General features: G+C 60.6%; 12 protein-coding genes. 9 read left to right on the forward strand and 3 right to left on the reverse strand.

Annotation, left to right across the window (positions count from 1 at the left end; all coding sequences use genetic code 11):
• The first annotated feature begins 13 nt into the window (after positions 1-13).
• From hutI to QO005_RS13450, 6 genes are all read left to right on the forward strand, one after another.
• Entirely contained in the window at positions 14-1,255 is a 1,242-nt protein-coding gene (hutI, locus tag QO005_RS13425; RefSeq protein ID WP_307158559.1) for an imidazolonepropionase, read from the forward strand.
• Positions 1,252-2,787 (forward strand): histidine ammonia-lyase, encoded by a 1,536-nt coding sequence (gene hutH / locus QO005_RS13430; protein ID WP_307158560.1) that lies wholly within the window; start codon positions 1,252-1,254, stop codon positions 2,785-2,787. The genes hutI and hutH overlap by 4 nt, the downstream gene beginning before the upstream one ends.
• A 1-nt stretch (position 2,788) precedes the next feature.
• Positions 2,789-3,598, forward strand: a complete 810-nt coding sequence (gene hutG, locus QO005_RS13435; RefSeq protein WP_307158561.1) for an N-formylglutamate deformylase — start codon at positions 2,789-2,791, stop codon at positions 3,596-3,598.
• A 1-nt stretch (position 3,599) separates the two neighbouring features.
• Positions 3,600-5,273, forward strand: a complete 1,674-nt coding sequence (hutU, locus tag QO005_RS13440; RefSeq protein WP_307158562.1) for a urocanate hydratase — start codon at positions 3,600-3,602, stop codon at positions 5,271-5,273.
• 26 nt (positions 5,274-5,299) lie between these two features.
• A complete protein-coding gene (locus QO005_RS13445) occupies positions 5,300-5,881 on the forward strand; it encodes a HutD/Ves family protein (protein ID WP_307158563.1) in 582 nt (193 codons plus the stop codon).
• A 64-nt stretch (positions 5,882-5,945) separates the two neighbouring features.
• Positions 5,946-6,434: a hypothetical protein gene (locus QO005_RS13450; RefSeq protein WP_307158564.1), complete on the forward strand. Its 489-nt coding sequence runs from the start codon at positions 5,946-5,948 to the stop codon at positions 6,432-6,434.
• A 118-nt stretch (positions 6,435-6,552) separates the two neighbouring features.
• Here QO005_RS13450 and QO005_RS13455 read toward each other — a convergent pair whose 3' ends face one another.
• Positions 6,553-8,229 (reverse strand): hypothetical protein, encoded by a 1,677-nt coding sequence (locus QO005_RS13455; RefSeq protein WP_307158565.1) that lies wholly within the window; start codon positions 8,227-8,229, stop codon positions 6,553-6,555.
• Between the two features lie 36 nt (positions 8,230-8,265).
• On the reverse strand, positions 8,266-9,330 hold the full coding sequence (locus QO005_RS13460) for a glycosyltransferase family 2 protein (RefSeq protein WP_307158566.1): 1,065 nt from the start codon (positions 9,328-9,330) through the stop codon (positions 8,266-8,268).
• 131 nt (positions 9,331-9,461) lie between these two features.
• Here QO005_RS13460 and QO005_RS13465 point away from each other — a divergent pair, with 131 nt between their 5' ends.
• The 3 genes from QO005_RS13465 to QO005_RS13475 all read left to right on the forward strand — a co-directional run bounded on the left by QO005_RS13465 (position 9,462) and on the right by QO005_RS13475 (position 14,293).
• Positions 9,462-11,825 (forward strand): FdhF/YdeP family oxidoreductase, encoded by a 2,364-nt coding sequence (locus QO005_RS13465; protein WP_307158567.1) that lies wholly within the window; start codon positions 9,462-9,464, stop codon positions 11,823-11,825.
• Between the two features lie 588 nt (positions 11,826-12,413).
• Complete coding sequence (locus QO005_RS13470; RefSeq protein ID WP_307158568.1) at positions 12,414-13,199, forward strand: ThuA domain-containing protein; 786 nt, start codon at positions 12,414-12,416, stop codon at positions 13,197-13,199.
• Positions 13,196-14,293: a Gfo/Idh/MocA family protein gene (locus tag QO005_RS13475; protein ID WP_307158569.1), complete on the forward strand. Its 1,098-nt coding sequence runs from the start codon at positions 13,196-13,198 to the stop codon at positions 14,291-14,293. The genes QO005_RS13470 and QO005_RS13475 overlap by 4 nt, the downstream gene beginning before the upstream one ends.
• A 259-nt stretch (positions 14,294-14,552) precedes the next feature.
• Here QO005_RS13475 and QO005_RS13480 read toward each other — a convergent pair whose 3' ends face one another.
• Positions 14,553-15,548, reverse strand: coding sequence for an MDR family oxidoreductase (locus QO005_RS13480; protein ID WP_307158570.1), 996 nt, complete (start codon positions 15,546-15,548; stop codon positions 14,553-14,555).
• Positions 15,549-15,818: the final 270 nt, after the last annotated feature.

The raw sequence follows: 15,818 nt of genomic DNA on the forward strand, positions 1-15,818 counted from the left end.
AAGGGAAGAGCAAATGGGGAGCGCCTTGGATAACAGCGAGCTTGTGATTCTCCGCAATGGCCGCATTGCCACGCTGCAGGCGGGGGCCGCCGGGCTTGGAATCATCGAGGGTGGAGCGGTAGTCTTTGCCCGCGGCCGCATTGTGTATGTGGGGCCTGAGCGGGATTTGCCGCTGGGGGCGCTGGTGGGCGGCGAGGTGGTGGATCTTGAAGGCCGCTGGGTGACGCCGGGGCTGATCGATTGCCATACGCATATCGTTCACGGTGGCAACCGCGCCCGCGAATTCGAGATGCGGCTGCAAGGCGCCACCTATGAGGAGATTGCCCGGGCTGGCGGCGGCATCGTCTCCTCTGTCAAGGCCACCAACGCGCTGTCGGTTGAAGCGCTGGTGCAGACGGCGCTGCCGCGTCTCGATACGCTGCTTTCGGAAGGGATCACGACGGTTGAAATCAAATCCGGTTACGGGCTTTCCATCGAAGGCGAGCTGAAAATGCTGCGCGCCGCGCGGGCTTTGGAGCAGGTGAGGCCGGTGCGGATTGTTACCTCTTGGCTGGCTGCCCATGCAACGCCGGTGGAGTATAAGGGCCGCAACGGGGATTATATTGCCGAGGTGGTCATTCCCGGTTTGAAGCGCGCCCAGGCGGAAGCTCTGGTGGATGCGGTGGATGGCTTTTGTGAAGGCATTGCCTTTTCCCCCGCCGAGATCGCCCAGGTTTTCGATGTTGCCCGCGAACTGGGCCTGCCGGTCAAGCTGCACGCAGAGCAATTGTCCAATCTGGGCGGGGCGAAGCTCGCGGCCTCTTACGGGGCGCTCTCAGCCGATCATCTGGAATATCTGGATGAAGAGGGCGTGGCTGCAATGGCAGAGGCCGGGACTGTGGCCGTGCTCTTGCCCGGCGCTTTCTACGCCATTCATGAGACGCGCAAGCCGCCGGTCGCTGCTCTTCGCGCGGCGGGCGTGCCGATGGCGATTGCCACGGATTGCAATCCCGGCACATCGCCGCTGACCTCGCTGCTCTTGACCATGAACATGTCCGCCACCCTGTTTGGCCTGACGGTGGAGGAGTGCATCGCGGGCAGCACGCGGGAAGCGGCGCGCGCTCTGGGTCTTCTTTCGGAAACGGGAACAATTGAGGCCGGAAAATCCGCCGACCTCGCCATCTGGGATGTCGAAAGCCTTGCCGAGCTTGTCTACCGCTTCGGCTTCAATCCCCTTCATTCGCATGTCTTCAAGGGACAAAGGATTGCATCATGACGATCACCCTCCTGCCGGGTCAGGTCACGCTGTCTGAGCTCATGGCCATTTACTGGGATGGCGAAGCCGCGGTTCTGGATGCGTCCGCCGACGCCGCCATTGCCCGCGCCGCCCAGCGTATCGCAGAGATTGCCCGGGGCAATGCACCGGTCTATGGCATCAATACCGGCTTTGGAAAGCTCGCTTCGATCAAGATCGACGCCGCCGATGTCGCCACGCTTCAGCGCAATCTCATCCTGTCGCATTGCTGCGGCGTGGGCCAGCCGCTCAACGAGAATGTCGTGCGGCTGATCATGGCGCTGAAGCTTGTGTCGCTGGGGCGGGGCGCCTCCGGTGTGCGGCTGGAACTGGTGCGGCTGATCGAGGCCATGCTGGAAAAGCGCGTGACGCCTGTCATTCCGGAAAAGGGATCGGTCGGGGCCTCCGGCGATCTTGCCCCGCTTGCCCATATGACCGCGGTGATGATGGGCGAGGGCGAGGCTTTTTACCAGGGCGAGCGCCTTTCCGGCAGCGAAGCGCTGAAGCGGGCCGGGCTGGAGCCGGTGGTGCTGGCCGCAAAGGAAGGGCTGGCGCTGATCAACGGGACGCAGACCTCCACGGCGCTGGCGCTTGCGGGCCTGTTCCGCGCCCATCGCGCGGCGCAGACGGCACTGATGACCGGTGCGCTCTCCACCGATGCCGCCATGGGGTCTTCCGCGCCTTTCCATCCCGATATTCACATCTTGCGCGGCCACAAGGGCCAGATCGATGCAGGCAATGCGCTGCGACGCTTGCTCGAAGGCTCGGAGATCCGCGAAAGCCATGTGGAAGGCGATGAGCGCGTGCAGGATCCCTATTGCATCCGCTGCCAGCCGCAGGTGGACGGCGCCTGCCTGGATCTGTTGCGCTTTGCCGCCCGCACGCTGGAAATAGAAGCCAATGCGGTCACGGACAATCCGCTGGTGCTTTCCGACAATTCCGTGGTGTCCGGCGGCAATTTCCATGCCGAGCCGGTGGCTTTCGCGGCAGATCAGATCGCCATGGCGGTATGTGAAATCGGCGCGATTGCGCAGCGGCGCATCGCGCTGCTGGTGGATCCCGCGCTGTCCTATGGCCTGCCTGCCTTTCTTTCGAAAAAGCCGGGGCTGAATTCCGGCCTGATGATTGCCGAAGTGACCAGTGCCGCGCTGATGAGTGAAAACAAGCAGATGGCGCATCCGGCCTCGGTGGATTCAACCCCTACCTCCGCCAATCAGGAGGATCATGTCTCCATGGCCTGCCATGGTGCGCGGCGGCTGTTGCAGATGACGGATAATCTCTTCGCCATCCTCGGGATCGAGGCGCTTTGTGCTGTGCAGGGCGTGGAACTGCGCGGCCCGCTCACCACCAGCACGGAGTTGCAGAAGGCCATGGCCGTGCTGCGGCAGGCGGTGCCGGCGCTCGAAGAGGACCGGTATATGGCGCCCGACCTTCAGGCCGCCGCCGATCTCGTCGGCTCTGGCGCGCTGGTGCAGGCGGTGTCCCCGGGTATTCTGCCGGTTCTGGAGAGCTGACATGGCTGTTTTTGAAGTGGTTCAGGGCTCATCGCCCGTCATTCTCGCTTTTCCCCATACCGGCACAGAGGTGCCGCCCGAGATTTGGGAGAGGCTGAACGACAATGGCAGGCTGCTGGCCGATACTGACTGGCATATCCACACGCTCTATGCGGGTCTGTTGCCGAACGTCACCACGGTGCGCGCCACCTTTCATCGCTATGTGATCGATGCCAATCGCGATCCGGCGGGCAAGAGCCTTTATCCCGGCCAGAACACGACCGATCTGGTGCCCACCACGGATTTTGACGGTCTGTCGATCTGGAAAGACGGGGCCGCACCCACCAAGGCCGATATTGCCGCCCGGTTGCAAGGCTTTCATCAGCCTTATCATACGGCTCTTGCCGCTGAGATCAAGCGCGTCAAGGCGCTGCACGGCGTGGCGGTGCTCTACGATTGCCATTCCATCCGCTCGCTCATTCCTTTCCTGTTCGAAGGGCGGCTGCCGGATTTCAATATCGGCACCAATTCCGGTGCAAGCTGCGATGCTGCGATCGAGGCTGCGGCGGCGGGTGTGGCGCAAACGGCAGACGGCTTCACGGCCGTTGTCAATGGCCGCTTCAAGGGCGGCTGGACCACGCGCCATTACGGCAGGCCGCAGGATGGAGTGCACGCCATCCAGATGGAACTGAGCCAGATCTCGCATCTTGCCACGGAAGCCGTGCCCTTTGCCTATGACGCTGACAAGGCGGACAAGCTTCGCATCTATCTCCAGGCCATTCTGACGCGCATCGAAGCCGTCGCGCTGGCTCTCAAGACCAAGGGGGAATGACATGACCAATCCACGCCACAATATCCGCGAGGTTCGTGCCCCGCGTGGTCCGGAACTCAACGCCAAGAGCTGGATGACGGAAGCGCCGCTGCGCATGCTGATGAACAATCTGGACCCGGATGTTGCCGAGCGCCCGCACGAACTGGTGGTCTATGGCGGCATTGGCCGCGCCGCCCGCACCTGGGAAGATTTCGACCGTATCGTCGCCTCTCTCAAGGATCTGAATGAGGATGAGACGCTGCTGGTGCAATCCGGCAAGCCGGTGGGGATTTTCCGCACCCACAAGGATGCGCCGCGCGTGCTGATCGCCAATTCCAACCTGGTGCCGCATTGGGCCACCTGGGATCACTTCAACGAACTGGATAAAAAGGGGCTGGCCATGTATGGCCAGATGACCGCCGGTTCGTGGATCTATATCGGCACGCAGGGCATTGTGCAGGGCACTTATGAAACCTTCGTCGAGGCCGGTCGTCAGCATTATAACGGCAATCTCAAGGGCAAGTGGATCCTCACCGGCGGCCTTGGCGGCATGGGTGGCGCGCAGCCGCTTGCGGCGGTTATGGCAGGGGCCTGCTGCCTTGCGGTGGAATGCGACGAGACCCGCGTCGATTTCCGCCTGCGCACCCGCTATCTCGATGCCAAGGCCCAGTCGCTGGATGAAGCGCTGGCGATGATCGATGGCTGGACGAAGGCGGGCGAGGCCAAATCCGTCGGCCTGATCGGCAACGCGGCAGAGATTTTTCCGGAACTGGTGAAACGCGGCATCCGCCCCGATATCGTCACCGACCAGACCTCGGCCCATGATCCTATCCACGGTTATCTGCCTGTCGGCTGGACGGTTGCGGAGTGGCGCGAAAAGCAGGAGAGCGATCCCAAGGCAGTGGAAGCCGCCGCCCGCTCGTCCATGAAAACCCATGTTCAGGCCATGGTGGATTTCTGGAACATGGGCGTGCCGACGCTGGATTACGGCAACAATATCCGGCAGGTGGCAAAGGAAGAGGGGCTGGAAAATGCCTTTGCCTTCCCGGGCTTCGTGCCCGCCTATATCCGTCCGCTGTTCTGCCGGGGCATCGGACCTTTCCGCTGGGCGGCGCTTTCCGGCAATCCGGAAGATATCTACAAGACCGATGCCAAGGTGAAGGAACTGCTGCCGGACAACGCCCATCTGCACAACTGGCTGGACATGGCCCGCGAGCGCATTGCCTTCCAGGGCCTGCCCGCCCGCATCTGCTGGGTGGGGCTGGGGGATCGCCACAGGCTGGCGCTGGCTTTCAACGACATGGTGCGCAAGGGCGAGCTGAAGGCCCCGGTGGTCATCGGCCGGGACCATCTGGACAGCGGCTCCGTTGCCTCGCCGAACCGCGAGACGGAAGCGATGAAGGATGGCTCCGATGCGGTCTCGGACTGGCCACTGCTCAATGCGCTGTTGAACACCGCCTCCGGGGCCACCTGGGTCTCCTTGCATCATGGCGGCGGCGTTGGCATGGGCTTTTCCCAGCATTCGGGCGTGGTGATCTGCGCCGATGGCACCGACGATGCCGCCAGACGGCTGGAGCGGGTGCTGTGGAACGACCCGGCAACCGGCGTCATGCGCCATGCCGATGCGGGCTATGACATCGCCATCGACTGCGCAAAAGACAAAGGGCTACGGCTGCCGGGCATTCTCGGCAACTGAGCCCGAGGTTTCGGAAAGGACGGCATATGCGGGTTCTAAGAGCCGAAGCCTATCAGACCGTGCCCTGGAAAAATGGCGGCGGCGTCACCCGGGAGGTGGCGCTGCATCGCGATGATGCCGTGCATTCCGAGTTTCTCTGGCGTGTGAGCATCGCGACCGTGGCGCAGGATGGGCCGTTTTCCCGCTTTGACGGTATCGATCGCAGCATTGCGATGCTGTCTGGCGCAGGCATGCGGCTGGAAGGTGAGGAGGGAGCAGCTCCCGTTCTTTTGCTCCCGGAGAGCGCGCCCTATGCTTTTCCGGGAGAGGCAGCCATCCATGCCGTGCTGGTAGATGGTGTCACCACAGATTTGAACCTGATGACCCGGCGCGCGTTTTTTCGCCACGACATGCAGCGTTTTCCGGTGGAGGGCTCTGCCTCTTTCAGGGTGGATTGCGACGAGATGCTGCTGTTGGCGACATCGCCGGTCACGATTCATCATGCGGGTGAGCGTGTGGTCGCCGGGGCGCTGGATTGCATCGCCGATCTGACACCGGGAGAGGCGGTCTGCCTTACGGCAGATAAGCCTGCGGAGATTTTCATCCTGAGACTGTGGCAGCGTTCCTGATCGTTTTGTCTGGAACCGGATTTGCATCTGCTCCGTTGTTGCAGCATAGCAAGGAGGTGCAACCATGAGAGATGAAACATCCCCCGCCGTCGAATCGCTGGAGCATGAAAAGGCATCCCAGCGGCTGGATAAGCCAGGTAACGACCTTCAAAAGGGTCTGGAAGATACGTTTCCGGCATCCGATCCCGTTTCCATCACCCAGACCAGCCAGCCCGCTGGCCGTGTCGACCGCGATGATGCGGAACATCAACACCGGATGAACCGTGCGCAAGACCGCGACAACGATGACAGCGATGTGCCGAATGTTATCTCCGCTCTCAACGAGCACCAGCGGGAAACGGAGGATGAGAACCTTTCTCCGGAAGAAAAGGTGGAGCATCTGAAGAGTGAAGTGCGGCGCTTGCAGGATCGCCTCGCACGAAACGGCGGACAGGCAGTTGCCACAGGTTCGGGCGACGTTGTCACCGATATCAAGAACCTGATCCGCAGCCGCCCGCTGAAGGCCATCGCCGGAGCGGGATTGATCGGCTACCTCTGGGGTATGAGCCGTTAGATCGCCTTCCGATCTGAGTGAATCAGATCGGTGCTCTAACATATTCCTTTTTAAGCATAATCGTGATCGTCCTTGCTTCAATCCGCTCGGATTAGGCTCTAAACGTGACGGCCGAAGATTATTGCTCTTCGAACAGATGGGCGCGGCAGTGGCCAATCGCGGCTGCTCCGCGCTCTGCTTTTTTATCAATGACATACAGTTGAGCGAAGTCGGTCTGCGCGACCGGCTTCAGGGCTTGCGGAACGGCGTTACCGCCAAACACATCCGCAATATCCGTGTTCAAGATCAGCACATAGTCGAAATCCTGCTGCCAGTGCCGGAGATAGGGTACTTCGATCAGGGCTTCCTGCAAAAGATGCGGGCAGGTCAGCACTGCAGACGTCATCAGGCTTCCCTCCGGCACGGCAATCCTGGACCAGGGGTCTTTCACGGCCAGCGGCTGCTTGCCCTTGGCGGTGAAAATCGTCGGTACGAAAGCGTTCGAGAACGGCACCGCCAGTGTTGCAAGATGGCGGAACGTGTCCTCGTTCCAGGCATAGTAGCGAGACGGAAACTCCAGAGGCCGGTTATCCGGAATATGGGTGAGTGGCAGGATGGCCGCGCCGGGCGGCACATGGCTCAGCACCGTGAGAACGGCCTGGGCATCCTTGTTGCCGCGCCACCAGTTATAGCCGATCCAGCCGGAGCGTCCGAACACCGCGATGCAGACGATCATGGCCAGAAGAAGGGTTCGTCTGGGTGCAAGGAGAGGCCATGGCAGCAGCATGGCCATGCCCGTGAGTGCCGCCATGATCGGAAAGCGCCAACTGATCCAGCCCGTCGCCATGATGTGGCGGGGTGATAGTGTGGCCAGCAGCAGAAGGCCCAGTGTGGCAAGGCAAAGCCCTGCATGGATACGATACTGTCTGGCCTTCAGCGCCCGCGTCACGATCAGAATGATGGGAATGGCGAACAGGACATCCACCACGGGGATATAGGTGGAGATCATCGTTAGCAGGTTCAGGGCAATCAGCACCGGATTGGCGTTCCACATGGCCATGCCCTGATTGGCATCGGGGGTCGGTTGACCTTGCGCGGCAATCAGAAGAACCGGCAGAACGACAGCGAGTGTCGCCATGCCGATCCGGCGAAGTGCCGCAAGCCGGGCCGTGCGCTGACGCCAGGGTTCCATGGTGCTGCCGAAGGCGAGCCCCCACAACAACGCGAGATAAAAGCCCGTGGCAAAGATATGCACGATGGTCAGCAGGAAGGCGGCCAGCACACGGACCATGAACACCACCGCTGGTTTGCGCGCGGCCAGCCGGTGATCCAGTGCGGCCAGCAAAAGAGCCAGCCCAAGCCCGATCTGGAAGTTGATGAAACCGCCGATCAGCGTCGCGCACCAGGCCAGAAACAGAATGGCGATTTGCCAGAGATGCGCGCGTCCGAACAGGCTGCTGTTCAGTGCAATGGCGCCGAGCGGCGGCAGGGTGATGGCGAGAAACAGCAGGCAATGCGCCAGCAGGGAAACGCCGAGCACCGGGCCAATCCACCGCGCCATGAGGTCGATGCCGACATTGGTGACAGCCCGGTGCCAATCGACCTCATAAATGGCCGGAAACGGGGCCTGATCGATCCCGCCGGCCAGAAGCCACATCCGCGCATAATGATTGGGAAAATCCAGAAGCGGTGGAAAGGGGAAGCAGGCAATCAGAATAGTCGTGAGCAGCAGGAACGCGGCAATCGCTGCACGAACCAGCCGCTTTTCCAGGCTTCCGCGCTCGTCTTTCTCCCGGAGGTCGGTGATCCTGTCCATTAGATGCGGGCTCTTGATCGGAAGGTATTAGGGCAGTCACGCCGAGCGGCCGGATTGTTTTCGCTGTGCGGTTTTATCGACCGTCGCGGCATCCATCGCCTCGCGTTTCGCCTGTGGCGGCAGGCTTGCAAAATCGACGGGAAGCTCGGCCAGATCGCCATGGCGAATAATCGCTTCCACCATGAACATCGGCCTTCCCTTATGTTCCTGAACGAGACGTCCGAGATATTCGCCAATGACGCCAAGGCCGATCAACTGGATGGCGCTGAAGGTGGTGATGGCGGCCATCAGGCTTGCCCAGCCGGTGACCGTATGGCCGATAAGCCAGCTTGCCAGGGTGAAGACCAGCAGGGCCAGCGCCACCATCGCTGTGATCAGTCCAAGCCATGTCGCCACCCTGAGCGGCACGGTGGAAAAACTGGTAATCGCATCCAGGGCGAAGCTCACCATCTTCCGCAAAGAATATTTGGTCTCTCCGGCGTAACGCGGATCGCGCTCATAGGGGAGCGCCACCTGTTTCCCGCCGATCCAGCTGACCATGCCGCGAATGAAACGCTCCCGCTCCGGCATGGACAGGAGAATATCCACCACCCGGCGGTTCATCAGGCGGAAATCGCCGGTGTCTCGCGGGATTGCCACCGAACTCAGCCGCGAGAGCAGCCGGTAGAAGGCGGAGGCCGAGGTCAGTTTGAACCAGGTTTCGCCTTGGCGGCGTTGCCGCTGGCCATACACCACGTCGGCACCGCGATCCATGATCGCCATCATCATCAACAGCAGTTCCGGCGGATCTTGCAGATCGGCATCGATCAGCAGCACACGTTCGCCGCGCGCCGTGGCAAGCCCTGCGGTCGCGGCCAGTTGGTGCCCGTGATTGCGCAACAATCTGACGCCGAGAATGGCCTCGTGATCGCGACTGAGAGCGGAGATCTTCTCCCATGTGCCATCGGTCGAGCCGTCATCCACCAGGATGATTTCATAAGCGTCGCAGCAGGCTTCCGCCGCCGCTGCCGCCACCCGGCGGCAAAAAAGATCCAGCCCCTCTTCCTCGTTATGGCAGGGGGCGACAATGGAAAGGCGTGGTCTGGTTATAGAAGCAGGCATGGAAACTGTCCGATTATGGAGCAGACCGTAAACACGAAAGATCAATCTTCCTTTAATGCCGCGCGTTCCGCCGGAACTTCGCGATGGCGGACCGGTTATCCTGTAACAACCGAAGGAATGAGGATACCGACATGGCAGAAGGTCGTAAGGCAGCCCCCGAGCAGGCACCGGCAGGCGGGTGGGGCGCGTTGAACGCGGTGGAAAAACATCTGAGCAATCAGAAAATCCTGTTCAAGGGCAACCGCGCCCTGCTGTCCATGAACAAGCCCGGCGGTTTCGACTGTCCAAGCTGCGCCTGGCCTGATCCCAAAAAGCCTCATATCGCGGAATATTGTGAAAACGGCGCCAAGGCCGTGGCCTGGGAGGCGACCAAGAAAAGAACCGATCCGGCTTTCTTTGCCGACCATACCGTCGAGGAACTGAAGACCTGGAGCGATCACGCGCTGGAAGACAATGGGCGGCTTACCCATCCCATGCGCTATAACAGTATGACTGACCAGTATGAGCCTGTCACCTGGGAGGCCGCCTTTGCGGACATTGCAGAGGAATTGCTGAAACTCGATCCAAAGCGGGTGGAGCTTTACACCTCGGGCCGCACCTCCAATGAGGCGGCCTTTTTCTGGCAACTGTTCGGGCGTGTGCTCGGCACTAACAATTTTCCCGATTGCTCCGACATGTGCCATGCCACCACCACCGTGGCGTTGCCGGAAAGCATCGGCATCGGCAAGGGCACGGTGACGCTGGATGACTGGGAAGCATGCGATGCCCTCTTCATCATCGGTCAGAACCCTGGCACCAACAGCCCGCGCATGATGGGCTATCTGCACGATATGGCCAAGCGCGGTGTACCGATCGTGACCTTCAATCCGCTGAAGGAGAGAGCGCTGCTCAGATTCACCGATCCGCAAAGCCCGGTGGAAATGCTAACCGGCGGCGGCCAGCAGATCAGCTCCCGTTATTTCCAGCTGCGCACCGGCGGCGATATCATGGCCCTTCAAGGCATGTGCAAGGCCGTGATTGCCGCTGATGATGCCGCGCGGGAGCGCGGAGAAGCCCGCATTCTGGACGTGGATTTTATCGAGGCGCACACGCACGGCTTCGAGGCTTTTGCGGATTATGTGCGCGCGCTCCCCTGGCCGGATATTGAATACTACACCGCGTTGCGGCGCGAGGAGATCGAAGAAGCGGCGCGGATCTACATGCGGGCCGAGCGCGTCATCGCCTGCTGGGGCATGGGCATTACCCAGCACAAACATGGCGGCGATGCCATGCAGCAGATTTTGAACCTGCTTTTCCTGCGCGGCAATATCGGTCGTCTGGGCGCGGGGGCCTGTCCTATTCGTGGCCACTCCAATGTGCAGGGCGACCGCACGGTGGGGATCAACAAGACGCCCACGGAAAGCTTCCTCTCTCATCTGGACAAGGCGTTCGGGTTTACCAGTCCAAGAGAGTTCGGCCACGATACGGCCGAGGCTTGCGAGGCGATTTTGAAAGGCGAGGTGGATGCCTTTCTGGCCATGGGCGGTAATTTCTTCCGCGCCATTCCGGATTTCGACCGGATCGGCGCGAAGGTGCCGGATATCGGCCTGACTGTTCATGTCGCCACCAAGCTCAATCGCAGCCACCTGATCCACGGCAAAAAGGCCTTCATCCTGCCCGCCCTTGGCCGCACCGAACTCGATCTGCAAAAAGGCGAGGCTCAGACCGTGACCGTGGAGGACAGTTTCTGCATGGTGCACGGCTCCACAGGCCGCCTGAAGCCCGCCAGCGAGGAATGCCGCTCCGAGCCCTGGATCATTGCGCATCTTGCCAAAGCGACCGTCGCCGGTCGTGCGCCGATCGACTGGACGGGACTGGTGGAAGATTACGACCGTATCCGCGACAAGATCGAGGAGGTTATTCCCGATCAGTTCACGCGCTTCAAGGAGCGTATTCGAGAGCCAGGCGGTTTTCGCCTGCCCAATGGCGCCAGCGAGCGCATCTGGAACACGCCGACAAAGCGGGCGAATTTCCTCTTCAATCCCGAAATCAGGGACCAGAACGACCAGTCGCCGGACCATCCCCATATGCAATTGATGACCGTTCGCAGCCATGACCAGTTCAACACCACCATCTATTCCTATAATGACCGCTATCGCGGCGTTTCCGGCGAGCGCATGGTGGTCTTCATGAACGAGATGGACATGGCCGAGCAGGGGCTGAGCGAGGGCGATGTAATCGAATTCGCCTCTGCCGACCGGGACGGTATCGAGCGGCGGGCAGCGGGCTTCAAGGTGGTGGCCTTCGATGTGCCGAAAGGCTGCTGCGCTGCCTATTATCCCGAAACCAATGCCGTCATGTCGCTGGCGCACCGGGATGAGCGCAGCAATACGCCGGCGGCAAAGTCGGTGCCGGTCACGATTGCGCGAGTGACGCAGGGTGAGCCCGTCTCTCACGAACCGGAGGTGTCAGAGCGTTTTCCCTCAGGGCGACATATGTCCGTCCCAACGGCCTAGGGTCAAAACTCAATCAGGATGGGTGTTCTGCAAGGCGTATTTTGTGTCTGAGTAGGAGGAAAGGTGCAGGAAATGCCGATCATTTTCAAACCTTTCCGACGCCCGCAGGCGCAAAATACGCCTTGCCCGAAGGGTTGAACGGGATGGGCCGCCTGATTGCGAACAATGCTCGACAAGGCCTCAGGGCCTTGCCTTGCGCTTGTTCGCTGCCATTCAATCCCATCCCGTTCAACAGAACACCCATCCTGATTGAGTTTTGACCCTAGAGCACCGATCTGATTGGATCAGATCGGTGCTCTAACGTTTTCTTTTTTGAAGCATAATCTTATCGATCCTCGTTTCACTCCGGTCGGATTATGCTCTAACGCATGTCCGGATGGAAAACCGCGACTGCATTTTTCTCGGGACAATGCTCTAAAAATTGCCAAGCTTTGTCTTAGACTCCGACACATACAGGCCGGGCGGCGGGGAGGGTGCCCGGCTTGCCTTTGTCAGGGCTCACAAGCAACATCGGAAGATGCCACTGTTACGGCATAAGCCGTGAGAATCGGGGCATCTTTCCCACGCCAATCCATCAGGGAGATCAATGTGGCAATCAGGACGATCGTCTGGGGCGAGAATATTCATGAGCATATCAATGCCGTCGTTGGCGGCATCTATCCCGACGGGATGCATTCCACCATCGCCGCAGGGCTGAACGGCGATGCCGCCATTGAAGCGACAACGGCAACGTTGCAGGAGTCTGAACACGGGCTGACCGAGGCCCGGCTTGAGGCGACGGATGTGTTGGTCTGGTGGGGCCACAAGGACCATGGCGGGGTGCAGGATGCCGTGGTGGAGCGGGTGGTGCGCCGTGTGCATGAGGGCATGGGCCTGATCGTTCTCCATTCCGGTCATTTCGCGAAGGTGTTCAAGCGGCTGATGGGCACGCCCTGCTCGCTGAAATGGCGGGAGGCGGGCGAGCGCGAACGCATCTGGACCGTCAATCCCGGCCATCCCATCGCTGCCGGTGTTCCGGAACAGTTCGTGCTGGAAAACGAGGAAATGTACGGCGAATTCTTCGCAGTGCCCGAACCGCTGGAAACCGTGTTCATCTCCTGGTTCGCGGGTGGCGAGGTGTTTCGCTCGGGGCTGACCTGGCGGCGCGGGGCTGGCAATATCTTCTATTTCCGCCCCGGCCATGAGACCTATCCGACCTATCACAACGAGACGGTCATGCAGATTATCCGCAATGCGGTGAAATGGGCCTATCATCCGCATCCGCCGCTCAAGGGGATCCATGATGCGCCGAATGTGCCTGTCGATAAGGCATTGGAGCCGATTACCGAGCGCGGTCCGAAGCTGCATAAGGCTGGAGAGGAGGGCTATCGATGAGCGCACCTGTTCGTCTGCTCATTCTGGGCACTGGCGGCCATGCCAACCGGCATGCCATGGAATTTGCCACCAATAGCGATGCGAAACTGGTGGCTGCGGTGGATGTCGATATCGCCAAGGTCCGCGCCTTTGCCCTGCGGCATGATATTCCCGAAACCTTCACGTCGCTGGAGGAAGCCCTCGCATGGGGAGAGTTCGACGCCGTGGCCAATGTCACCCCGGACCGCGTGCACTACCCCACAACCTTGCAGCTTCTGGCCGCAGGCAAGCATGTATTCTGCGAGAAGCCCCTGGCGGAAACCTATGCCAAGGCGGATGAAATGGCGCGGCGGGCTGAGGAAGCGGGCCTGATCAACATGGTGAACCTGACTTACCGCAATGTCGCGCCGGTGCAGAAAGCCCGGCAGATGGTGCTTTCCGGTGAGATCGGCAGGGTGCGTCATATCGAAGCGTCCTATCTGCAAAGCTGGCTGGTGTCGAAAGCCTGGGGCGACTGGGCAACCGAGGACCAGTGGCTGTGGCGGCTCTCCACCAAGCATGGCTCGAATGGTGTTCTGGGCGATGTCGGCATCCACATCCTCGATTTTGCAGGCTATGGGGCGGCGACAGATGTGGAGCGCATCTTCGCGCGACTGAAGACGTTCGAGAAAGCACCCGGCAACCGCATTCGCGATTACGACCTCGATGCCAATGACAGCTTCACCATGACAGCCGAGTTTGCCAATGGCGCAATGGGCGTGGTGCATGCCACCCGCTGGGCCACCGGCCATCTCAACGAATTGAGGCTGCGCATGCATGGCGACAAGGGTGCGCTGGAGGTGATCCACACGCCGACCGGAAATTCATTGCGCGCCTGCCTGGGCGAGGATGTGGAAAAGGGCCAGTGGCAGGACCTGGACGCGGGAACGGTTGCCACGAACTTCGAGCGTTTCATCGAAGCCATTCGGGAAGGCCAGACGCGAGAGCCAAGCTTCCGCCACGCGGCGGATTTGCAGAAGGTTCTCGATCTTGCCATGCTCACCGAGATGGAGCGCCAAGAGAAAGCCGTCAGCGAAACAATTGCCGATCATCAGCCAAGGCTTGTTTCCGGCTAAATCCTAGGATGTGTGGACATTCGCCCTTGAGCGGGCTGCAAACGGCAATTTTCTGTGCTTCCGGTGCTCATGTACTCAAGTACACTCCGCTCCGGTTCTCGAAAATCACCGTTTTCACCACGCCCAAAGCCGAATGTCCACACACCCTAGAGCATTGTCCCGAGAAAAGTGCTTAGCGGTTTTCCGTCTGGAAATGCGTGAAAAATAAAGAATGAGAGCGGTTCAGTGTTTCTCGGAACACTGAACCGCTCTCATGTTTTCATGCGTTCACATCGATCACCACCCGGCCGCGAATGCGGCCATCCATGATGGCATCGGCCAGGGTGGGGAGGTTAGAAAGCGGCTCTACCGTGGTCATGGCGGCGAGATGGTCGCGGTTCAGTTTCTCCGCCAGCCGTTGCCAGGCACGTTCGCGCTTTACCATCGGTGTCATGACCGAATCGATGCCAAGCAGGCTCACTCCGCGCAATATGAAAGGCATGACGGTGGCGGGCAGGTCTGCGCCGCCTGCCAGTCCGCAGGCCGCGACCGCGCCGCCATAAACGGTTTGCGCCAGCACATTGGCAAGCGTGGTGCCGCCGACACTATCGATGCCGCCTGTGAAGCGCTCCTTTTGCAAAGGGCCGCCCTTCTCAGTCAGACTGGCCCGATCCATGATCGCAGACGCCCCCAGGTGCTTCAGATAATCATGGGTTTCCTCGCGTCCGGTGGAGGCCGTCACGAGATAGCCTGATGAGGCGAGCAGGCTGACTGCGATGGAGCCGACCCCACCTGCCGCGCCCGTGACCACCACTTCCCCCTCGCCGGGCTTGATCCTGCTCCAGTCTTCCAGCGCCAGCACGGCGAGCGCTGCCGTATAACCAGCTGTGCCAATGGCCATGGCCTGTTCCAGGCTGAAACTGTCGGGCAGCCTCATCAGCCATTCCGGCTTGACGCGCTGATAGGGGCTATAGCCACCGGCTTCCGTTTCCGACAGGCCGAAACCGTTGATCAGCACCTTGTCGCCGGGCTTCCAGGCAGCGTTTCTGGATTCGACGACTGTGCCGGCAAGGTCTGCGCCGGCGATGATCGGCATGCGCCGCGCAATCCTGCCTTTGCCGGTGAAGGCCAGGCCATCCTTGTAGTTCAGGGTGGAATAGGCAACCTGCACCAGCACGTCGTGATCGGGCAGGTCAGCCATGGTCAGGCTGCGGAACTGTCCCTTCGGTTTTCCGTCAACCGAATCAATGACGACGGCGGTGAATGACTGGCTCATGAAACTTCCTCCTATGCCGGGATGAAATACGTCGAAGGGAGCTTCGGTTCATCCTTTCCCGGTCCTCTTCCTGCTGCATAATTTAAAGCGCGACAGCGAACCTTGGTGCGCCAGATATGGCGGACGGCGCTGTAGAGCCGCAGGTTGCCATGGCTTGTGCGATTATGCCAGCCGATCCCTGCACGGAAAGCGTGCGGGACGAACGCCGTTTTGCCCGACAAAAAATTTTACCGTGCCGTTTCAAGCCCCTGCGGCGGCGTCAATAATTTC

This window comes from Allorhizobium paknamense, assembly GCF_030815125.1.
Classification (GTDB): Bacteria; Pseudomonadota; Alphaproteobacteria; order Rhizobiales; family Rhizobiaceae; genus Allorhizobium; species Allorhizobium paknamense.